Genomic DNA, 22,499 nt, shown 5'->3' on the forward strand with positions numbered 1-22,499 from the left:
TATGTTTAAATCGATAAGAACATTTATTGGCGCAAAAGACTTTGAAATCTCTCGTAGTTTTTACAAAGATTTAGGCTTTATAGAAGTAAAATTATCTACCAATTTATCTGTTTTTAAGGTTGATGAAAAATTAAATTTCTATTTACAAAAAGCATATGTAAAAGATTGGATAGATAACTCAATGCTATTTTTAGAAGTAGAAGACATTGAAGCTTATTTATTAGAAATAAAAAATAAAAATCTTACAGAAAAGTATTCAAAAGTACAACTATCAGCAATTGTTACTAACGATTGGGGTAAAGAATTCTTTTTGCACGATCCGTCAGGAATTCTTTGGCATATTGGGTGCTTTAATCAGTAAAAAAGTATAAGTAAACAGTTTTTATTGAAAGATTTTCTTCTTTTTCAATTCAAAATCTTTACCTAAATACACCTTACGAACCATTTCATCTGCTGCTAATTCTTCTGGAGTACCTTCTTTTAAAATACTACCATTGTACATTAAATAGGTTTTATCTGTAATAGCCAAAGTTGCTTGCACATCATGATCTGTAATTAAAATTCCGATATTTTTGTTTTTCAATTGAGCAACGATACTTTGTATATCTTCTACAGCAATTGGGTCTACACCCGCAAAAGGTTCATCTAACAATATAAAATTAGGATCAGAAGCTAAACAACGTGCAATTTCTGTTCTACGTCTTTCACCACCAGAAAGTAAATCTCCTCTATTTTTACGAACGTGACCAATATTAAACTCTTCAATTAAAGATTCGAGCTTTATTTTTTGTTCTTTTTTCGATAAATCTGTGAATTGTAATACAGACATTATATTGTCTTCTACAGAAAGTTTTCTAAAAACAGAAGCCTCTTGCGCCAAATAACCAATTCCTTTTTGCGCACGTTTGTACATCGCATCATTGGTTATTTCTTCATCATTTAAAAAAATTTTGCCTTCGTTAGGTTTAATCATACCCACAATCATATAAAAAGAAGTTGTTTTTCCAGCTCCATTTGGGCCTAAAAGTCCAATAATTTCACCTTGCTGAACCTCTAAAGAAATGCCTTTTACAACTTTTCTACTTCCATAGAGTTTTTCAATATTTTCTGCTTTTAATATCATTTTATCAAAAATATATAATTGTGGTACTGTTTAATTATGTAAATGTATTTAACTAAAATTATAAAGTTCTTAAAACACTCTTAAACAATTATTCAGTTAAACTTTTTTCTTCTTCAAGAGCTTCCCAATATTCTACAGCTCTTCGTAAATGCGGAATTACAATGGTACCACCAATTAAATTGGCAATAGACATGGTTTCCATCATTTCTTCTTTGCTAACCCCATTTTTCATTGCAGCTTCTAAATGATATTGTACACAATCATCGCACCTTAAAACCATAGAGGCTACTAAACCTAATAGCTCTTTTGTTTTTACAGGCAAATGCCCTTCTTTAAAAGCATTGGTGTCTAGATTAAATATTCTTTTGATAACTTTATTATCTGAAGCTAAGATTTTATCGTTCATTTTAGCACGATAATCATTAAATTCTTTAACTTTTGTTGGCATTCTTTTCTTGTTTTTTAATAACTCTTCTTGATACGCTAATTCCTATTTCATATAAAATTAAGATAGGAATTGCTACTATAACTTGACTTGCAACATCTGGAGGTGTAATAATTGCTGCTAATATTAATACAACTACTAAAGCGTGTTTTCTGTATTTTTTAAGGAACTCTGGTGTAATTAATCCGATTTTTGTTAAAAAGTAGATGAGTACAGGTAATTCAAATAAAATAGAAACCCCTAATAACATATTTGTAACCAAACCAATATGAGATTCTAGTGTAAAACTATTTTCAATAGCATCTGTAATTTGGTAATTGTATAAAAAATGTATTGAGATTGGTGCAATTACATAAAAACTAAACAACACTCCAATAAAAAATAAAAAGGAAGCAATAAAAATAAATCCTTTCGATTTTTTTATTTCATGTGCAGTTAAACCGGGTGCTACAAATCGCCAAATTTCCCATAATAAATAAGGGAAAGAAACGATTAAACCTAGAATTAATGAAGACCAAATAGAGTTCATTAATTGAGAGGTTACTTTTATACTTTGTAGTTTTTTATCAGCAAAACTAACATTACAAAAAGCACTATCGATACCAAATAATTGAAATGCATCACAAAATAATTGGTAGGTGATAAAATCGGGCTTAATATGTGCTAGTAAAAAATGATCGTACACTTGTTCTGCAAATGCAAAGAATGTAATTGCCAAAATAAATATTGCAGCAACACTTCTTACCAAATGCCATCTTAATTCCTCTAAATGTCCTAAAAAAGACATTTCTTTTTGTTGTTCTGCCATTAAAAAATTCCTTCTTTAATTAAATCATGTAAATGTACAACTCCTGCATATTTATTTGAATCATCTACAGCTAAAATTTGAGTTATACTACTATTTTCTAAAGCATCTAAAGCATCAATAGCCATAGCATCTTTATGAATGGTTTTCGGGTTTTTACTCATAATGTCTTCAGCAACAAAATCATCAATTTTTGTGGTTTTACTTAGCATTCTTCTAATATCACCATCAGTAATAATACCTAAAACTTTATCACCTTCTACAACAGCAGTAACCCCTAAACGCTTTTCAGACATTTCTATAATTACTTTTGCAATGGTGTCATTTTTCGCAACTTTTGGTAATTCATTATTAACGATTAAATCAGAAACTCTTAAATACAATCGTTTACCTAAAGCACCACCAGGATGATATTTTGCAAAATCTTTACTCGTAAATCCTTTTAACTCTAATAAACAAACAGCAAGAGCATCTCCCATTACTAATTGAGCGGTTGTGCTTGTTGTTGGTGCTAAATTATTTGGACAAGCCTCTTTTTCTACATAAGTATTTAATGTAAAATCTGCATTTTTGCCTAAATAAGAATCTACATTACCAGTTATTGCAATAATTTTATTTCCATAGTTCTTTATCAACGGAATTAAAACTTTTATTTCTGGGGTATTTCCACTTTTAGAAATACAGAGAACCACATCATCATCTAAAACATTTCCTAAATCTCCATGAATGGCATCTGCAGCATGCATAAATACAGCAGGAGTTCCTGTAGAATTAAAAGTAGCTACAATTTTTGTGGCAATATTGGCGCTTTTACCAACACCAGTTATAATAACTCGACCTTTAAAGTTATGAATATATTTTACAGCGTTTACAAAATTACTATCTATAAAATTTGCTAAGTTAGCAATAGCTTCACTTTCAGCAATTATTGTTTTTTTTGCGTTTGCAATTATGGTGGTATTATCTTTCAAGCTTTATGTTTTTATCAGAATAAAAAAAAGTTATATCTTTAGATATACGAAACAGGCAAATTTACTATAAAAATAAGTTTCATCAAACAATATAGTAATTGGTTTGCATTTTCTAAAAATGATAATTTAATATTTATATGGATTTACATAGTCCTCTTAAAAAATTCTTTGGTTTTAATAAATTTAAAGGATTACAAGAAGAAGTAATAAAGAGTATTGTTAGCAATCATAATACTTTTGTAATAATGCCAACAGGAGGAGGAAAGTCTCTTTGTTATCAACTGCCAGCTTTAATGGCAGAAGGTACTGCAATAGTGGTTTCACCTTTAATCGCTTTGATGAAAAATCAAGTAGATGCTATAAGAGGTATTTCTGAACATAATGGAGTAGCACATGTGTTAAATTCATCATTAAATAAAACAGAAGTAGCTCAGGTTAAAGATGATATTGCAAACGGAATTACTAAACTATTATATGTTGCACCAGAATCTTTAATAAAAGAAGAATATGTTACTTTTTTAAGAACTCAAAAAATTTCTTTTGTAGCTATTGATGAAGCACATTGTATTTCTGAATGGGGTCATGATTTTAGACCAGAATACAGAAATTTAAAGCATATTATTAAAGCTATTGATAGTGTACCCGTAATTTGTTTAACAGCAACAGCAACAGAAAAGGTACAAGAAGATATTTTAAAAACGCTTGGTATAACAGATGCAAATCGTTTTAAAGCCTCTTTTAATAGGGCTAATTTATTTTACGAAGTTAGACCTAAAACTAAAGAGGTTGAAAAAGATATTATTCGTTTTGTAAAACAAAGAGAAGGCAAATCTGGAATTATTTACTGTTTAAGCAGAAAAAAAGTTGAAGAAGTTGCCCAAGTTTTGCAAGTTAACGGCATAAATGCAGTGCCATATCATGCTGGTTTAGATGCCAAAACAAGAGTGAAACATCAAGACATGTTCTTAATGGAAGATTGTGATGTTGTTGTGGCAACAATTGCTTTTGGTATGGGAATAGACAAACCAGATGTACGTTTTGTAATTCATCATGATATACCTAAAAGTTTAGAAAGTTATTATCAAGAAACAGGTAGAGCAGGTAGAGATGATGGAGAAGGATATTGTTTGGCTTTTTATGCCTATAAAGATATTGAAAAGTTAGAGAAATTTATGTCTAGCAAGCCAGTAGCAGAACAAGAAATTGGTCATGCATTATTGCAAGAAGTGGTTGGTTATGCAGAAACATCTATGAATAGACGTAAATATCTGTTACATTATTTTGGTGAGGAATTTGATGAAGTGAATGGGGAAGGTGCAGATATGGATGACAATTCTAGAAACCCTAAGAAAAAACACGAAGCAAAAGAAGATGTTGTTATAATTTTAAAAGTTGTAAAAGAAACATTACAAAAATATAAAGCTAAAGAAGTTGTTAATACCATTGTTGGTAAAGAAAATGCTTTATTAACATCGCATAAAACACATTTACAACCATTTTTTGGTGTTGGTAAAGATAAAACGGCATCTTATTGGATGGCTTTAATTCGCCAGATATTGGTAGTTAATTTCATTAAGAAAGAAATTGAACAATATGGCGTTATAAAATTAACTGAAGATGGTAAAAATTATTTAAAGAAACCAACTTCTTTTATGATGACAGAAGATCATTCTTATCATGAGGGTGATGATAATTCTATTATTACAAACTCAAAATCTTCAGGTGGAGTTTCTGATGATAAATTAGTAAAACTACTTAAGGATTTAAGAAAAAGAGTTGCTGTAAAACAAGGTGTACCACCTTTTGCTGTTTTTCAAGATCCGTCTATAGATGATATGGCTTTAAAATACCCAATTACTTTAGACGAATTATCTAAAGTGCATGGAGTAGGAGAAGGGAAAGCTAGAAAATTTGGTAAAGACTTTGTAAAAATTATAGCTACTTATGTAGAAGAGAATGATGTTTTAAGACCAGATGATTTAATTGTAAAAAGTACAGGTGTAAATTCTGGTTTAAAGTTATTTATTATTCAGAATACTGATAAAAAATTACCTTTAGAAGATATTGCTAAATCTAAGGGTTTAGAGATGAGTGACTTGATTAAGGAAATGGAAAGAATTATTTTTGCTGGTACAAAAATAAATATCAATTACGCTTTAGATGATTTGTTAGATGAAGATCAGCAAGAAGAAATTCACGATTATTTTATGGAAGCCGAAACTGATCGAATTCAAGATGCTTTAGATGAGTTTGATGGTGATTATGATGATGAGGAATTGCGTTTAATGCGAATTAAATTTATTAATGAAGTAGGAAATTAAAACTGATATTTTTTATCAATTGCATATTTAACTAATTCGTTACCAGACGCTAAATCTAATTTACGAATCATGTTTTTTCTGTGGGTGTCTACAGTTGTTTTCGCTATAAATAATTTTTCTGAAATTTCTCTAGAAGTATTTCCATTGGCAATTAAACTTAAAATTTCTTTTTCTCTGTTTGATAAAATAACTTTATTCGATTTACCAATGGTAACATTATCATCGATATAATTATTCATAAAATTGAAGGCTACATTTGGATCGAAAAAAGTTTCTCCAGAGGCTACTGTAACAATTGCTTTTGATAACATTTTAATTCCGGAGTTTTTTAAAATGTAACCAGTTGCACCAGCATCTAGCATTTGTTTAATGGCATCTGGTTGATCGAACATTGTCATTGCCAAAACATTTATATGTGGCATATTTTTTTTGATGATTCTAGTAGCTTGAATACCATCCATAATTGGCATTCTAATATCTGTGATAACTAATTTAGGTTGTTTTAATGTAACTAATTTTACCAATTCATCTCCATTATTAACAGCACCAATAATGTTTATTTCATCATCATATTCAAAGAAAGATTTAACTCCGTCTATTAACATTTGATGATCTTCTGCCATTATAATTGTTATCATAGTTTTAGTTTTTTATTAAAAATACAACTTTTAATAAGTTTAAAAATACCTATATGTAATGATTTTTTTATGAAATAGGAATATCAATAATAATAGAGCTTCCTTTTCCTAAAGTGGCATCAACTTTAAAAGTACCATTTAAATGTTCTACTCTGGTTTTTATAGAACTAATGCCCATTCCGTTATTTAAATTCACTTTTTTAATGTCAAAACCTTTTCCATCATCTTCGATAATAATATTTAAGTTCTTATCATACAAAGAAATATTGATGGTCGCATTTTTAGCATCTGCGTGTTTGATTATATTAGTTACCAATTCTTGAATAATTCTAAAAAGAGTAATTTCTAAAGTATTTTCTAAACGTTTATCTAAGCCAAAATGAATAACTTCTATTTGAATTTTATCTGCGGATGATATTTTTTCAGCCATCATTTGTAACGCTAACAACAAACCTTGATTTGCTATAACTCCCGAATTTTTAGCGTGTGCAATTCTTCGAACTTTTAAATACGCTTCATCAATTAAATTTTCGGTTTTATTAAAAAGTTCTTTTTGATCTATTTTCTTCTTTTCTCTATTAATTTTTAAGTTCTCGAAATGTAATTTTAAAGTAGCCAAAACAGAACCTAAATTGTCATGCAAATCTTCAGCAATTCGTTTGCGTTCTTTTTCTTGGCCATCTACCATTGCATTTATGGTAGTTATTTCTTGTTCTTTTAAAAGGGTTAGGTTTTTTATAGTTTCTAGTTCTTTTTGTTGCTCTGCTAGTTTTCTTTTTCTTTTGGAGTTTTTTAGTGATAAGGTTGCAATAATACTTATCAAAATAAGTGTTGATATTGTTGCTACTAAAAGGCCTAAATTTTGTTTTCTTTTGGCGTCTAACTCTAAAATTTCTTTTTCTTTTTCAACTGTTTTATTCTTTACTTCTAAAGAAGAAATTAAATTATTTTGATTTTTAAAATTTAAAGAAAGACTATTTTGAAAAGCTAATTTCATAGCATTAAAAGCAGAATCTTTTTTGTTTAAGCCATTATACATTTCGCTTATGTATAAATTATAAACAAATTTATTTCTTATTGGTGTTATTTTGCTTTCAAATATTTTAGCTTTATTTAAGTAATTAATTGCTTCATTGTAATTTTTGTTTTCTGTTAACTTTCGAGCAATTTCTTTAAAATTTTCATACTTATATTTATTAAAAAAAATATGATTCTTAGCTTTTAATAATTTGAGTTCATATTTTAAATTTTGTAATGCAAGTTGCGAATCATTAAAAGAATAAATAAGTGCTTTTAAATGATAATATTCGATATTTAAATTATTATTTTTTTTAAATAGATTAATTAAACTGTCTAATTTTTTAAAATTGCTTAGGCTTATTTCTGTTCTTTTGTCAAATTTAGATTTTTGATCTGTTTTTAATAAACCAATTTCATTTAAGTATATTTTGTAGGTATAGTATTTAAAAAGATATACATTGTTATTCTGACTTAAAGTAAATAACTGATGTAAATATTTTTCAATATTTACATCATTATTAACAATGCCATTTTTATATATTTTTAATATTAAAATTAAAAATTCTCTTTGTAAAAATTGGTTTTTTAGTTTTTTAGAAATTTCAAGTCCTTTGTAAGCAAAATCAAAAGCTTTTAATCGATCATTATTATACGAAATTTCATTTTCTGTAAGAATTAATAAGTCAATTAAAAGTGTTAGGTTTTCATCACGATTTTTTAAGACAATATGTTGTAATCTATCATTAACATTATGTTGTTGAAAACCATTAGATTTTTTAATTTCAAAATATAAGCTAACTTTATTTCTTAATGTAACATTTTTTATACTGTTAATTTCTTTATAAGATTTATTGATTTTAAATTGTTGTAAATCCTGTAAAATATTATTAATAATTACTTTATCTACAAGAATTTCATTTTTTTCTTGAGTATAAAAAGCAATATTTAATAAAACTAAAAAATAAAAAATATTATAAGACAAGTTTATATTAATTTACTAGTACCAACAACGCATAATTTGGGACTTGCTGCATCAAAAGATTTTAAACTTTTAATTTCTTCTTTTATTTGAGCAATATACTTTTCAGCTTCTTCAGTTTCTATTTCATAGGGTGTTTTATAACCACTTATTATATTTGTAAACTGATGTTCAGATACTAAAAAGGGTGAAATTTCATTTTCTTTAGCGCTTATTCTTTGACAAATTAAATATTCATCTTTTTTTAATTTTACTTTTTCTATATGATTATCATCACCATTTGTAGAAGTGAATATTTTAAAGTGAGTAAAACCATTTTTTACTTGTTCTACCTTAACAACTTTATTAATTTTTACTTTTACAGGTCCTTTATAATTTACTATTGAAAAATCAATGGTAAAATCATCATTATTACTTGTTTTTGTAAAACTTGCATAAACACAATAGAAAGTACTTAATTCTACTGAAGCTAATACTAATTGTTTATCTGTCGAATTTAAATCTATTGATGTTCTAAAATCCATACTTTACGTTATTATTGGTTAGTTTTTTTTCAAAGATCAAAAATATTTGTAGCAATTTTATACCTATAAGTAGGTATACCTAGATAAGCTAAATATAATAAAAAAATATTAGCTAATTATTTAATTTACAGGAATATCAATAATAATAGAACTTCCTCTTCCTAAAGTAGCATCAACTTTAAAAGTACCATTTAAATGTTCTACTCTAGTTTTTATCGAACTGATACCCATTCCGTTATTTAAATTCACTTTTTTAATGTCAAAACCTTTTCCATCATCTTCGATAATAATATTTAAGTTCTTATCATACAAAGAAATATTGATGGTCGCATTTTTAGCATCTGCGTGTTTGATTATATTAGTTACCAATTCTTGAATAATTCTAAAAAGAGTAATTTCTAAAGTATTTTCTAAACGTTTATCTAAACCAAAATGAATAACTTCTATTTGAATTTTATCTGCTGATGATATTTTTTCAGCCATCATTTGTACAGCTAACAATAAACCTTGATTTGCTATAACTCCAGCATTTTTAGCGTGTGCAATTCTTCGAACTTTTAAATACGCTTCATCAATTAAATTTTCGGTTTTATTAAAAAGCTCTTTTTGGTCTATTTTCTTTTTCTTTCTATTAATTTTTAAGTTTTCGAAATGTAATTTTAAAGTAGCCAAAACAGAACCTAAATTGTCATGTAAATCTTCAGCAATTCGTTTGCGTTCTTTTTCTTGGCCATCTACCATTGCATTTATAGTAGTTATTTCTTGTTCTTTTAAAAGGGTTAGGTTTTTTATAGTTTCTAGCTCTTTTTGTTGCTCTGCAAGTTTTCTTTTTCTTTTAGAGTTTTTTAATGATAAGGCTGCAATAATACTTATTAAAATAAGTGTTGATATTGTTGCTATTAAAAAGCCTAAATTTTGTTTTCTTTTAGAGTCTAATTCTAAAATTTGCTTTTCATTTTCTAGGGTATTATACTTTTCCTTGATATCTGAAATAGCAATTGATTGATTTAATAGATTTAAACTATCTTTTAATTTATTATGAACTTTTAAATAAAAAAAAGCACTATCATTTTGTTTATTTTGCTCAAAAGCTTTTGAGATATACAAGTAATATTTAAGTTTACTTTGGTTTGCATATTGTTTGTTTTCTTTGGCTTTTTTAAAAAGTTGAATGGCTTTAGCAAAGTTTTTTTTATCAAATTCTATTCTACCAAAATTAAAATAGATCTGACTTAGAATTTCTTGAAAAAAGAAGCTATTTTCTTTTAACAATAACATTTTACTTTTGTTAAAATAATAAAAAGCGCTATCACTATTTTTATTACTAGCTAAGGTGTAAGTAGCTCCAATTATTTGGTTTGCTTTTATTTTTGCAAACTTGTTTTGAGTTTTTTCTGCAAAGTTTAGGCAACTTTTAAAATCTGATGCTTTAGGGTATTCAGTTTTATTAAAATAGGCTTTCGAAATATTAAATCCGTTACTTAAATATTCGTACCAAAAGTTATCCCAATCAGAAGTTTTTAATAATTTAAATTCACTTAAATACTTATCAACTTTATCGTAATTTAAAGAGTTGTTTCTTTTAAAAAAATAGTATAAAATTCTTCTTAAAGCTTCATTTATTTGAAAAATGTCATTTTTTTGCTTGGCAATATTTAAAACCTCTAGGTAGTTATTGTAAATTATTGAATCGTTGTTTTTGGTAGCATAATTTAGATAATCTGTATAATTAAGTTTTAGATTTAAGTCTTTAGTAGTATTTAAAGATTTATTGCTTAATATTTTATCTTTTGAGCCTTTTAGGTAAAAATCTGTGATATAATAATTAGCTAAATAAATTGAATCATTAGTGTTAATTTTTGACAAAACTTCTGAAGCTCTAAAAAAATTATAGCGACTTAATTCTGAATAAATTTGTTTATACAGCAGACTGTCTTTCTCTTTTTGTTGACAGAAAGAGGAACAGTTTATGAATAAGATAAATATTAAAAATAAATATTTTTTAACTAGTTTACCTTGAGTTTGCATTCAATTTCTGGGGTTTCTTTATCTACATCTTGAGGATTTTCATTTATAAAATCTATATGAAAATCTAAAACTGTGCCTTTTTTTATGATGATATTATCAGAAAATAATGTTTTATTGCTATTGTTTTTTAAAAAATATTCTTTAGCATTTTTGTCTAAAGGATTATTTTCTAGCTTACTTTTATTTTCATCAATTTTTACAGCTAATACAAACTTTTTATCTTCTTTAAAATAGCTTACTTTTTCGATAAGTAATTTAGGATCATTTGTAGTAAAGTTAGTGATATTAAATTCAATATCTTTTAAAGTGAAGTTTTTAGAAAACCAACCATTTCTATCCGCATCAAATTTAATTAATAGTGCGTGCGGAATTTCATTGTTTGTTTTATCAGTAATAGTACCAAGATGAACTACTTGATGTAATTTAGAATGTATACTTGTATTAAAATATTCAATAAGTTTTCTGGGATTGTTTTCATCAACTTTGCCTTTACTAACAGAACAAGAACAAAATAATAATGTTAAACATAGAATTTTTACAAATTTCATTTTGAGTAGTTTTAATTTCTGTTAAATTTAAGGTATAAGTTGATAATTTAAAATACCTACAACTAGGTATTTTAAGACTAACTAAATATATGAAAAAAACTATAAAGTAAAAATGGTCAATATTATACCAAAAAGAATAGCAATAAATTTCTGTAAGTTAAATTTATGGTTTTCAGTACTCTCAAATAGTATTATTGTAGAAATGTGTAAGAAAACTCCGATAATTAAAGCTGTAATCTGAGTAGAGTAGGTAGTAAAGAATGAGATTTTATCACCCAACAAAACGCCTAAGGGACTCATTAATCCGAAGAAAAATAGAAAAGAAAAGATTATTTTTTTTGAGTATTTTGTATTTATTAAAAAAGTAGTTAATACAATTGCAATCGGAATTTTATGTACCACAATTGCCCATAATAAATTGTCACCTGAATGATGAATAGGCAAACCTTCAGAAAAAGCGTGTAAACATAAACTTATAAACAATAAGGTTGGGAAATCTTTATTATCAGAATGTAAATGGATATGCCCATGTTCTGCACCTTTAGATACCGATTCTAAAAGAGATTGTAAAATAATACCAATTAAAATGAAAATTCCTATAGATTTTACATTTGTACTTTCTGTATAGACTTCTGGCAACATATGTAAAATTGTTACAGATAAAAGGTAAGCACCACTAAAAGCCACCAATAAACGAACAATTTTTTTACTAGGTTTCATAAATAAAACCAAAAAAGCACCAACAAAAACAGATAAAATTAATAAGATGTAATTCACTTGGCAACTAAAATTAATCTATTAGAAGTTTGGCTATCAAAATCATTTAAATGATAATCTCCAAAAATATTTGTGATGGTAAAACCTACCTTTTCAAAATAGGTTTTCATTTTATTTACATCTAAATATTTTACTCTTTCTGTGTAAGAATGTTGCTCATTATCTGCAAAAAAAGAAATATTTTTTAAGATAAAACCATCCTTTATTTCTCTGGTTATATGAAAGGTAATATCATCTACCACCTTAGTTTCTTTAGGTACTAAAGTCGCTTTTACATAATCTGCATTTAAAAAATCAAACACAAAATAACCGTTATTTTTAATTCCGTTTTTAATGTTTTGTAAAATTAAAAGATCTTCATTATCATCTTCAAAATAACCAAAACTAGTAAACAAATTAAAAACAGCATCATATTTATTATTAAAAGGTTTACGCATATCGTGCACCTTAAAATTTAAAGAATCATTTTCAAATTCTTTGGCAATTTTTATGCTGTTTGCTGCCAAATCTCCACCAGTAACTTTGTATCCTAAAGAATTTAAAAAAACAGAATGACGACCTTTACCACAAGGTAAATCTAGAATATGAGTAGATTTTGGTAAAGCCAAGAACTCAGTTATATTTTTCATAAATAACTGTGCATCCTCATCATTTCTATTTTTGTATAATATAAAATAATAAGGCGTGTTAAACCAATCTGTAAACCAATCTTTTTGAGTCATAATTATTTTCAGTCGCAAAAGTAACTAAATCTTACTTGTCATAAAACGAATTGTTAAAATATAAGTGTTCGGTTTTTAATTTTAGTGACTAGTGCAACATCTAGACACTTTGATACAATTAATTATTGCTAATTAGTAGCCATAGTTATTCTTAAAACTTACAACATCAAACCTTAAACATCCCACTTTAAATATTTAACTTTGCAGTATGAATAGAGATTTTAAAATGACAGCAACAACACTTTTTGGTTTAGAAGGTGTTTTGGCAGATGAACTGAAGAAATTAGGAGCGCAAGATGTTAAAGAAGCAGTTAGAAGTGTTTCTTTTAGGGGTGATAAAGGTTTTATGTACAAAGCAAATATTGCTTTAAGAACCGCTGTTCGAATTTTAAAACCTATAAAAACGTGTAAAGTTTATGATGAAGAAGATTTATACGAAGCTATTCAGAAAATAAAATGGGAAAATTATTTAGATGCAGAAGGCACTTTTGCAATTGGGGCTGTTGTTAATTCTAAGAATTTTACTAGTAATTCGCACTATATTTCTTTAAAGTCTAAAGATGCTATTGCAGATTATTTTAGACATAAATACCATAAGAGACCAAATGTAGATTTAAAATATCCAGATGTTAAAGTACACATTCATATTCAAAAAGATTGGTTAACGGTTTCTTTAGATTCTTCTGGTGATTCTTTGCATAAACGTGGTTATAGAACAGCAACAAACATTGCACCAATAAACGAAGTTTTAGCAGCAGGTATGATTCTATTATCAGGTTACACTGGCGATGAAAATTTTATAGATCCAATGTGTGGTTCAGGTACAATTCTAATTGAGGCAGCAATGATTGCCAATAATATTCCTGCAAACATCAACAGAAAACTCTTTGCTTTTGAACATTGGAAAGATTATGACGAAGATTTATATTTTACAATTCAAGATTCTTTGTTAAAGAAAATTCGTTCTTCTCATTTTAAGATTATGGGCTTTGATAAAGCACCATCTGCAGTACAAAAAGCAAAAGCCAATGTAATTTCTGCGAATTTAGAAGAGTTTATTGGTGTACATCATGTAAACTTTTTTAATTCAACCAAAGAAGTTTTTGGTAACACTACGATTTTGTTCAACCCACCTTATGGAGAGCGTTTAAACATAGACACGCACGATTTTTATAAAAAAATAGGAGACACCTTAAAACATAATTATCCAGGTTCTACAGCTTGGTTAATCACCTCAGATACAGATGCTTTAAAATCTGTTGGTTTACGAACTTCTAAACGAATTGCATTAAAAAATGCAGATTTAGACTGTAAATTTGTAAAATACGAATTGTATGAAGGTACTCGTAAATTTAAACCAAGAAAAAATAATTCAGAAGAAGAGGAATAAATTATTACAATTTTAAGAAGCAATTATACATAGCTTTAGATTTTTGTTGATTATTATTTTTAGAAGCTATTTCCTGCTTTACGCACTCGCTTTTTTCAGTTGTGTTCTCGATACAAATTTGTCAAAAAAAGCAAATTTACTCGAACAGACAACTAAAAAAGAGCTCAGACAATTGCTTCAATCAGGGCTAAACTTGTTTGCAAACTTTATTTAGAAAAAGCAGCAATTATGTCTCTAAATTAACAAAAATCTATTTAATTTTTTAAATGTAAAATAAGTTTAGAAAGTTGTTTTGGTTTTTCCATCATCGGAAAATGCCCACAATCTTCTAATGTATAAACTTCGGTTATATTCAGAATGTTTTTCAATTTTTCTACAGATGATAAGTTACTTAATACATCATCTTTACCCCAAATAATCTGAATTTGGTTTTGATATAATTTAAGAATTTCTATCCATTTTTCGCAGTACAATTTGCGTTCTTTAATACTATAATCAATAAACTTTATAATTCTACCACCATTATTTCTATTTTGTAGTTGCCATAAAACTTTAAATTCATCTTCAGTAATTGCATCTTTTTTACCCAAAGATTCTCTGTAATATTTTTTAAATAACTCGTAAGAAATCGTGATTTTTATAAACTTATTGGTGAGTTCATTATCTATAATATCTTCAAAAGATTTATGATTTGTGGTTTCAATAGTTAAACTACCATTTAATAAAAAAATTTCTTTTACTTTAATATTTAATGCGTTGGTTTTAATAATATTTAGAAACTCACTTAAAACCGAAGTTCCAAAACCGTGTGATAAAGTCGAAAAACGATTGATATTTAAAAGGTTTATAAATTCAATTAAAATTTGAGCGTGATCTAAAATTGAATTGTAATAATTTTGAGGTTTAGAAGATAAACCAAAGCCAATTAAATCAGGAATAATAACTCTGTAATGTTGTTTTAATTCGTTTATAATTTTATAATAATTAAAAGAACTAGCACCAAATTCGTGGAATATAATTAAAACTTCCTTTTCAGATTCGGTATCTATAAAAGATAATTTTTCATTTAAAATAAGTATAGACTTATGCTTAGACTCCCATTCTTGAAGATGAATCATTTTAGGTTTTATTAGTAATTAATGAACATTGTTTTAAGAGAATTGTATTTTGTTGTATCAATTTCTTTTAAAATCATTAATAACCATCTAAGAGGATTGTTTTCAATAACCAAGCATTTTTTGTTTTCGATAATTTCTACATTTTTTGGTTGGGTGGTAGCTAAATTCAGTAATAAATCTTTAATGTTTTCAAGATCATCTTTACGCCAAAAAATCTTTACGGGAATTTTTGAGTCTCTTAAAGCTTTAATCCATCTATGCCAGTATAAAAAGTTTTCATCATTATAACTACTTAAAACTAAAGTCTCTTTTTGGCCTTCCATTTCATTAAATTTCTGCCAAATTCTAAGAACTTTATCGTCTTCTTTTTTTTCTAATCCGTTGTTTTTAAAGAAATCTTTTGTTGTATAATTCTTTAAAACTTCTTTGTATTTGCAAATTTTTCTGTTGTTAATTAAATTGCTAATCGTTTTTAACTTTGTAAAATACTCTTTATTAGTGCTGTTAGATAGGGTGATACTTGTAATTTTAAAAGGTAAAATATTAGCATTATTTCTATATAAAATTTCTTTAGCTACTTTATCACCATAGTTCGATGCAATAATTTGGAAATTTTTCAATTTTAATTGTTTCCAAACTTCTACACAAACATCAGCTTGATCTATAATAGAAAAACAGTAAGAATTAGGTAGTTCAGAAAGTCCAAATCCTAAATGATCATGAATAATTACACGATAAAATTCTGATAATTGAAGTATTATTTTATGGTAATCGTAAGAAATAGAAGGGTAACCACTAATAAAAACAATTGTGTTTTTATGGTCTCCTTTATCTATAACAAAGACATTATTATTTTTTACCGTATAATAATTTCCTAGGGCTTTGAAATCTTTTAAAAGCATATTCGGGGGATAATAAGTTAAAAATAGATCGTGTTGTATTTAAGATAAAATTAAATACTTTTTCAAAAATAGTAGTTATTTTCTTAATTTAGTGTTAATTATCTAAAAATTATTCAATTTTACAAATAAGTTTATCAGCCATTAAATTTTCTTTAGATTTGGTAATGTAAACTAACTTTCCTTGTGCTAAACTTTCGAATTCTAGTGTTATAGAATCGCTTTCTAGCTCACAAATTATTTGACCTTTTTCAATAAAATCTCCCACAGATACAAACCACTTAGAAATTTTAAATCTTTTATTTTGAATATTTGGAACAAGAATATCTGTAGTTTTTTTATCATCATAAGGTATTTCAAACACCATATGTTTTACAATTTTTCTGTTGCTTTTTTTATGAAATGTTAACCAATTTAATATTCTTTTTAGCGAATTCATTATTAGGGATTTAAATATTATTCCCTAATATTACTAAATTTTTCATAAACATTACTTTCTAAATTATCAAAATCATATAGTTTTTGATCTAATAAATGAGATGGAAAAACATTCTGTAAGGCATTCATCATAATGGCATTTCTGTTAGGGAATTCAGATTCCCAGTCTGTAATCATTTGTTTTACCTTTTTACGTTGTAAATTTTCTTGAGATCCGCATAAATTACAAGGTATTATAGGAAAATTTTGATGGTTTGAGTATGTTTCTATATCACTTTCTTTACAAAAAGATAAAGGTCTTAAAACTACCAAATTACCAGCATCATTTTTAAATTTTGGTGGCATTGTTTCCATTTTACCAGCAAAAAAGAAATTCAAGAAAAAGGTTTCTAAAATATCATTTCTATGATGACCTAGAGCTAATTTATTACAACCTAAATCTTTAGCAGCTTCGTATAAAGTTCCTCTTCGTAATCGAGAACACAAACTACAAGTTGTTTTACCTTCTGGTGTTTTATCCATTACAATTTTGTAGGTATTTTTTTCAATAATCTTAAAATCAACCTGTAAGTTTGTTAAGTAATTTGGTAAAACTTCTTCAGGAAAATTCGGTTGTTTTTGATCTAGATTTACTGCAATTATATCAAAAGAAATAGGAGCTACTTTTTTAAAATACATCAACATATCTAATAAAGTATAACTGTCTTTACCACCAGATAAACAAACCATAATTTTATCGCCTTCTGCAATCATTGTAAATTGTTGTATGGCTTGTGCAGTAGCTTTTTGTAGTTTTTTTGTAGTCTGTTTTATAGATTCCATATTAGTAAAAAAAAGTGATTGTAATAAAAATTGAAAGTTGGTTTTAAAGAACTTCTTCTATAGCTTCTAATAGTATTTTACAACCAGTTTCAAGTTCTTCATCAGAAATAGTTAAAGGTGGTGTAATTCGAATTGCTCTACCTTCAAATAACAGAAAGAAAAGAATTAAACCTTTTTCTAAACATTTAAAAATAATTTTGGCAGCTAATTCAGGAGTTTCAACAATTGGTGCTAACATTAAACCTTTTCCTCTAATTTCTTTTATAGCAGAATGTTGTAAAAGATTTCTAATTATTTTTTCTTTTCTTAAACTCTCAGCAATTAAATCGTTTTTTAGAATTTCTTGAACTGTAGCATTGGCAGCACTGGCAATTACAGGATGCCCCGCAAATGTAGAAATATGACCTAATTTGGGGTTATCTTTTAACAAGTTCATATGTTCAAAAGATGCTATAAAAGCACCAATTGGCATTCCACCTCCTAAACCTTTACCTGTAATAATAATATCTGGAATTACATTATAGTTTTCAAAACCCCAAAAAGTTCCTGTTCTTCCAATTCCGGTTTGTATTTCATCTAAAATCAATAAAGCACCAACTTCTTTGCAACGTTGTTTTACTTTTAATAAATAATTATTTTTAGGCTCAATAAAACCAGCTCCACCTTGTATGGTTTCTAAAATTACGGCTGCAGTTTTTTCTGTTATTTTACTAATTTCTATCTCGTTATTGAATTCAATAAATTGAATACCAGGAATTAAAGGTCTAAAAGCAGCATTCTGTTTTTCTACACCAGAAACACTCATAGATCCTTGAGTATTACCGTGATAAGAATGTTTTGCTGCAATAATTTCTGCTCTATTTGTAACTCTTTTTGCTAATTTTATAGCACCTTCTGTTGCTTCTGTACCTGAGTTTGTAATGTAAACCGATTGTAATTCTTGTGGTAAATTATTGGCTAATAACTTACATAAATCTACTTGTGGTTGCTGAATAAACTCACCATAAACCATAACGTGAGTGTAAGAATCAACTTGATTTTTAATTGCTTCTGATACTTTAGGATGATTATGACCTAAACTATTTGCAGAAACTCCAGCTACAAAATCTAAATATTTTTTACCAGAAGTATTGTAAATATAAGAGCCATTTGCGTGAGAAATTTCTATAGCCAATGGGTGAGGAGAGGTTTGTGCTTGATATTTAAAAAAATCTGATTTCACTTTATTGCTGTTTTAATGCATTAGGAGATTTTCTCTTTTTCTTTTTATCTTTTAACACCGCTTTTGGTTTTTCTTTTGATTCTTTTTTTAAAGGTTCTCTTTTAGGTGTATTTTCATCCTTTATAAAAATATCATTTTTAGTTTTAGGCTGCTCATCTTCTCGCCAAATAAAATCCTTTAATTTTTTTAAATCCTCTGGAAATTTTGATGGTGGATAAGTTTTACCATCAGATTCTTTTAAATATTTTATAGATTGAATTTCGCCATCTTCTAATGTGAATTCAATATTACTAGAAATTTCTTTTGTGATGGTTTCTAGTATTTTAGTTTCTTCGTTTCTATTATAATACAAAGATTCAGCATTACCTTTTACCAATAAAGTTTTCAGTTTACCTTTTAAAAACTTACCAAACATATTTCTACCTTTAATTTGGTTAAAGTCATTTTCTGCAATAGAATCTTTAGAGATAATAAAGGCATTATTAAACACTTTTAAAGAATCTAATTTTTCAGTCTCAACATTTGATTGTAGGTAAATACTATCGCCAGTAATTTGATTTTTTTCTGACCAAATTACAGGTTTCCTATACATTTTTGTGTAACCCGTTTCTTGATTGGTATGTATAGAATCGCATTTTCCTTGTAAATCAGATTTAAAGATTTTTACATTATGATAAATTCTAACAATACGTTTTTTAGGTTTACCAGTAACCAACAAAGTATCTCCATGGGTAAACATTGAATCTTTTTCTATAACAGAAATGGCAACTGCTTTTTTAATGATATAAAGTGAATCTTTTTTCTCAAATAACTCAGCATAATTACCTCTAGAAATAAAATTTTGTACAGTATCTATTACTTGAATATTATTGGTTGCAGAAGCAAAACCTCTTTTTTTATCATAATACAAACTATCACCTTCTATTGTTCTTTCTTTTAAAAAGAGTTTTGCATTTTTAGTAAAATGAGAAACATCTGTTTTGGTATTGTAAAAACCTTTTTCTGAATATAATTTGTTTTCGTTTTGAGTATTTGTAATAGTTGATGGTCCATAGAGATAAGTTAAACCAGAATTGGTATAATAATCTAAATGATTCGATTCTAAATTATGTTCTGGGTTTACAACAGTTACTCTAGTTGTAGCTGTAAATTTTTTGTTCTCTAAATAGTAATTTCCATTTTTACTTTTTAGCGTATTTGTTTCATCTTTTATGGTTCCATAACTTTGGTAATACAATTTCTGATTTATTCTATCAAACTGTAAGGTATCTGTAGTTAAAGTCATTGTAGGGTCTGTTAATACTACATTTCCCCAAGAAAGTGCTTGTTTAGAGTTTGCATCATAATCTGCATAATCACTTGTTTGTGTTATGGTATCTCCTTGTTTAATAAAAACGTTACCAATGGCCTTAAAGAAATTTAGTTTTCTATAATACAATGCTTGTTGGCAGGTTAAATCGATACCTTCGTGTTTCATTTTTACATTGCCAATTAACACTGTAGCACCAGGATATTTTTCTTCGTCTGCTTCTTGAATTTCAGCTTTATATTCAATTTTTCTTTTTGGTTTTTCACTAGCACCAATTTTCTGTTGAGAAAAGGTAATTAGAGAAGAAAAAATAAAGCATAAAAAAAGTATTCTTTTCAAAAGATAGGTTTTGTCGCAAAAATAATGAAAAGAATATTGTTGTTTACTAAAGAAAAGTAAAAGTTGAATTTAAAAAACATAGAATTTTACACTGTCTTTTTTCATTTTCTTATGATAATAGTCATCTTTTTCAGCAATAAATAGAAATACATTGCATGCTTATTCAAAAAATAATTAAACAACTAAATTAAAAGATGAAAAACGTACATTCATTTCACATACCTGTTATGGGAATAGGTTTTACAATAGACTCACCCTTAAAAGTTGCGCAATATGGTATAGACTCTGTTATTTCTTTGGTTGATGATATTTTAGTAGAAAAAATGCGTAAACTTTATAGCGAAAAGTTTCAAGTTCCTTATCAAGAAATATCTGATAAGGTTGATGATTTTAGAGCTAAAAGAATAACTTCTTATTTAAATTTATTGCATGGGCAAACCGAGCATAAGTTTAATCAACTTAAAAATATAACTTCAGAAAAAAGCTCAGCTTTAAAAGATTATATTCATATGCTACCAGAATATTCTAATCTTAAAAAAGATTTTTTGAAACTTACAGAAGAAGGGGTAGATTTTAATAAATTAAAAGAATGGGCAAATAAAAACTTAAAAATGGGTAGTATTGATGTAAACATCATGACCAAAGTTGATAAAGAAAACTACCAAAATAAAGAAAAGCTACCCACAGAATATAATGATGCTCACGCAGCTTTAAGAGGTTTTGCAGAAAGTAAATTGGCATCTTCTTTAGTGCTTTCTGCTGGAATGAACCCAAGGCTGTATACATATATTAGTAAATTCAATGATTTTTTTCCTGATGAAAATGGTTTTATAAAAAAGAAAATTATTCTTAAAGTAAGCGATTATAGATCTGCATTTATACAGGGTAAATTTTTAGCAAAAAAAGGATTATGGGTGTCAGAATATAGAATAGAATCTGGCTTAAATTGTGGTGGTCACGCATTTGCAACAGACGGATTTCTATTAGGGCCTGTTTTAAATGAGTTTAAAGAAAATAAAGAAACCTTAATTGAACAAACCAAACAAATTTTATTTGATGCTTTAAAGGAAGCTGATAAAATTATACCAATAAAAGAATTGGAATTAAAAATTACAGCGCAAGGTGGTGTTGGTAATCAAGAAGAACATTCTTTTTTATTAGAAGAATATAATTTAGATTCTATTGGTTGGGGAAGTCCTTTTTTATTAGTGCCAGAAGCCACAAGTGTAGATGATAAAACGATACAGAAATTGGCAAAAGCTAAAGAAAAAGACTTGTATTTAAGTAATACATCTCCTTTAGGAGTACCTTTTAATACACTTAAAGGCAATACGAAAGACATTCAAAAACAAGAGCTTATCGATAAAAATAGACCAGGTACATCTTGTGCGAATAAATTTATTCAATTAAATAAAGAGTTTAAAGATACTGGTTTATGTACAGCATCAAGAGAATATCAACATTTAAAATTAAAAGAATTAGATGCATTAGATTTAAATGCAGATGATAAAAAGAAAGCGTATAATAAAATTGTAGAGAAATCTTGTATTTGTGTTGGTTTAGGTACTTCTACTTTACTATTAAATAATTTAGATACCAAAAAAGTAGGAGAAGGGGTTTCTGTTTGTCCAGGTCCAAATATGGCTTATTTTAATAAAATAATGAGTTTAGGCGGAATAACAGATCATATTTATGGACGTAAAAATATGGTTTCTAGAACTGATAGGCCTAATGTATTTGTAAAAGAATTGTCTTTATATACATCTCATTTACAGGAAAAATTGAATGATTTAAAGTTTTCTTTTGATAAAAAACAACTTCGCTATTTAGTAAAGTTTAAAAATAATTTAGACAAAGGAATTCAGTATTATAATGAGATTCTTATAGAACGTAAAGAATCTTTTAAAAATCAGAAAGAGGCTTTATATAATGCATTGCAATTAGAACAAAATAAATTGATTGTAATTGGTGAAGAAATTAATAAATTAAAATAATTTAAAATTTCAGTAAATAAAAAAGCATCTTTAAGAAATTAAAGATGCTTTTTTTATATTATGATTT

General features: G+C 27.1%; 21 protein-coding genes. 4 read left to right on the plus strand and 17 right to left on the minus strand.

What is annotated here, in order from left to right; genetic code table 11:
* Nucleotide 1: 1 nt before the first annotated feature.
* Entirely contained in the window at nucleotides 2–361 is a 360-nt protein-coding gene (locus BW723_RS12915) for a VOC family protein (protein ID WP_068360324.1), read from the plus strand.
* 21 nt (nucleotides 362–382) lie between these two features.
* On the opposite strand, the gene lptB is transcribed toward BW723_RS12915, so the two are convergent.
* From lptB to BW723_RS12935, 4 genes are all read right to left on the minus strand, one after another.
* Complete coding sequence (gene lptB / locus BW723_RS12920) at nucleotides 383–1,123, minus strand: LPS export ABC transporter ATP-binding protein (protein ID WP_068360323.1); 741 nt, start codon at nucleotides 1,121–1,123, stop codon at nucleotides 383–385.
* 88 nt (nucleotides 1,124–1,211) lie between these two features.
* Complete coding sequence (locus BW723_RS12925; protein ID WP_068360321.1) at nucleotides 1,212–1,571, minus strand: carboxymuconolactone decarboxylase family protein; 360 nt, start codon at nucleotides 1,569–1,571, stop codon at nucleotides 1,212–1,214.
* The gene (gene tatC / locus BW723_RS12930) at nucleotides 1,555–2,376 is read right to left on the minus strand and encodes a twin-arginine translocase subunit TatC (RefSeq protein WP_068360319.1); all 822 of its coding nucleotides are present in this window, start codon (nucleotides 2,374–2,376) and stop codon (nucleotides 1,555–1,557) included. Before tatC ends, BW723_RS12925 begins: the two co-directional genes overlap by 17 nt.
* Nucleotides 2,376–3,344, minus strand: coding sequence for a KpsF/GutQ family sugar-phosphate isomerase (locus tag BW723_RS12935; protein ID WP_068360317.1), 969 nt, complete (start codon nucleotides 3,342–3,344; stop codon nucleotides 2,376–2,378). The genes tatC and BW723_RS12935 overlap by 1 nt, the downstream gene beginning before the upstream one ends.
* A gap of 137 nt (nucleotides 3,345–3,481) precedes the next feature.
* Between BW723_RS12935 and BW723_RS12940 the strand changes: the two genes are divergently transcribed.
* The gene (locus BW723_RS12940; RefSeq protein WP_068360314.1) at nucleotides 3,482–5,665 is read left to right on the plus strand and encodes an ATP-dependent DNA helicase RecQ; all 2,184 of its coding nucleotides are present in this window, start codon (nucleotides 3,482–3,484) and stop codon (nucleotides 5,663–5,665) included.
* Here BW723_RS12940 and BW723_RS12945 read toward each other — a convergent pair.
* The 7 genes from BW723_RS12945 to BW723_RS12975 all read right to left on the minus strand — a co-directional run bounded on the left by BW723_RS12945 (nucleotide 5,662) and on the right by BW723_RS12975 (nucleotide 12,901).
* Complete coding sequence (locus BW723_RS12945) at nucleotides 5,662–6,303, minus strand: response regulator (protein WP_068360310.1); 642 nt, start codon at nucleotides 6,301–6,303, stop codon at nucleotides 5,662–5,664. The two genes, BW723_RS12940 and BW723_RS12945, sit on opposite strands and share 4 nt — an antisense overlap.
* Nucleotides 6,304–6,370: 67 nt before the next feature.
* Nucleotides 6,371–8,305: a sensor histidine kinase gene (locus BW723_RS12950; RefSeq protein ID WP_068360309.1), complete on the minus strand. Its 1,935-nt coding sequence runs from the start codon at nucleotides 8,303–8,305 to the stop codon at nucleotides 6,371–6,373.
* Between the two features lie 2 nt (nucleotides 8,306–8,307).
* Nucleotides 8,308–8,826, minus strand: a complete 519-nt coding sequence (locus BW723_RS12955) for a hypothetical protein (RefSeq protein WP_068360307.1) — start codon at nucleotides 8,824–8,826, stop codon at nucleotides 8,308–8,310.
* Between the two features lie 120 nt (nucleotides 8,827–8,946).
* Nucleotides 8,947–10,692: a sensor histidine kinase gene (locus BW723_RS12960; RefSeq protein WP_068360303.1), complete on the minus strand. Its 1,746-nt coding sequence runs from the start codon at nucleotides 10,690–10,692 to the stop codon at nucleotides 8,947–8,949.
* Nucleotides 10,693–10,832: 140 nt separating this feature from the next.
* A complete protein-coding gene (locus tag BW723_RS12965; protein WP_068360300.1) occupies nucleotides 10,833–11,402 on the minus strand; it encodes a hypothetical protein in 570 nt (189 codons plus the stop codon).
* A gap of 99 nt (nucleotides 11,403–11,501) precedes the next feature.
* Nucleotides 11,502–12,179 (minus strand): ZIP family metal transporter, encoded by a 678-nt coding sequence (locus tag BW723_RS12970; RefSeq protein ID WP_068360299.1) that lies wholly within the window; start codon nucleotides 12,177–12,179, stop codon nucleotides 11,502–11,504.
* Complete coding sequence (locus BW723_RS12975) at nucleotides 12,176–12,901, minus strand: class I SAM-dependent DNA methyltransferase (RefSeq protein ID WP_068360296.1); 726 nt, start codon at nucleotides 12,899–12,901, stop codon at nucleotides 12,176–12,178. The genes BW723_RS12970 and BW723_RS12975 overlap by 4 nt, the downstream gene beginning before the upstream one ends.
* A gap of 208 nt (nucleotides 12,902–13,109) precedes the next feature.
* On the opposite strand from BW723_RS12975, the gene BW723_RS12980 reads away from it, so the two are divergent.
* Nucleotides 13,110–14,291, plus strand: coding sequence for a THUMP domain-containing class I SAM-dependent RNA methyltransferase (locus tag BW723_RS12980; RefSeq protein WP_068360293.1), 1,182 nt, complete (start codon nucleotides 13,110–13,112; stop codon nucleotides 14,289–14,291).
* Between the two features lie 254 nt (nucleotides 14,292–14,545).
* Here the strand turns inward: BW723_RS12980 and BW723_RS12985 are convergent, their stop codons facing one another.
* From BW723_RS12985 to BW723_RS13010, 6 genes are all read right to left on the minus strand, one after another.
* Nucleotides 14,546–15,409, minus strand: a complete 864-nt coding sequence (locus BW723_RS12985) for an alpha/beta fold hydrolase (RefSeq protein WP_068360289.1) — start codon at nucleotides 15,407–15,409, stop codon at nucleotides 14,546–14,548.
* An 11-nt stretch (nucleotides 15,410–15,420) separates the two neighbouring features.
* Entirely contained in the window at nucleotides 15,421–16,311 is an 891-nt protein-coding gene (locus BW723_RS12990) for an alpha/beta fold hydrolase (RefSeq protein WP_068360285.1), read from the minus strand.
* A gap of 109 nt (nucleotides 16,312–16,420) precedes the next feature.
* The gene (locus BW723_RS12995; protein WP_068360282.1) at nucleotides 16,421–16,747 is read right to left on the minus strand and encodes a biotin/lipoyl-containing protein; all 327 of its coding nucleotides are present in this window, start codon (nucleotides 16,745–16,747) and stop codon (nucleotides 16,421–16,423) included.
* Nucleotides 16,748–16,764: 17 nt separating this feature from the next.
* Nucleotides 16,765–17,568, minus strand: a complete 804-nt coding sequence (gene ttcA, locus BW723_RS13000; RefSeq protein WP_068360276.1) for a tRNA 2-thiocytidine(32) synthetase TtcA — start codon at nucleotides 17,566–17,568, stop codon at nucleotides 16,765–16,767.
* Between the two features lie 43 nt (nucleotides 17,569–17,611).
* A complete protein-coding gene (locus BW723_RS13005) occupies nucleotides 17,612–18,790 on the minus strand; it encodes an aspartate aminotransferase family protein (protein WP_068360271.1) in 1,179 nt (392 codons plus the stop codon).
* Nucleotide 18,791: 1 nt separating this feature from the next.
* A complete protein-coding gene (locus BW723_RS13010) occupies nucleotides 18,792–20,438 on the minus strand; it encodes an OstA-like protein (RefSeq protein WP_175335411.1) in 1,647 nt (548 codons plus the stop codon).
* Nucleotides 20,439–20,632: 194 nt separating this feature from the next.
* Between BW723_RS13010 and BW723_RS13015 the strand changes: the two genes are divergently transcribed.
* Complete coding sequence (locus tag BW723_RS13015) at nucleotides 20,633–22,432, plus strand: hypothetical protein (RefSeq protein WP_076686397.1); 1,800 nt, start codon at nucleotides 20,633–20,635, stop codon at nucleotides 22,430–22,432.
* Nucleotides 22,433–22,499: the final 67 nt, after the last annotated feature.

This window comes from Polaribacter reichenbachii (assembly GCF_001975665.1).
Taxonomy (GTDB): Bacteria; Bacteroidota; Bacteroidia; order Flavobacteriales; family Flavobacteriaceae; genus Polaribacter; species Polaribacter reichenbachii.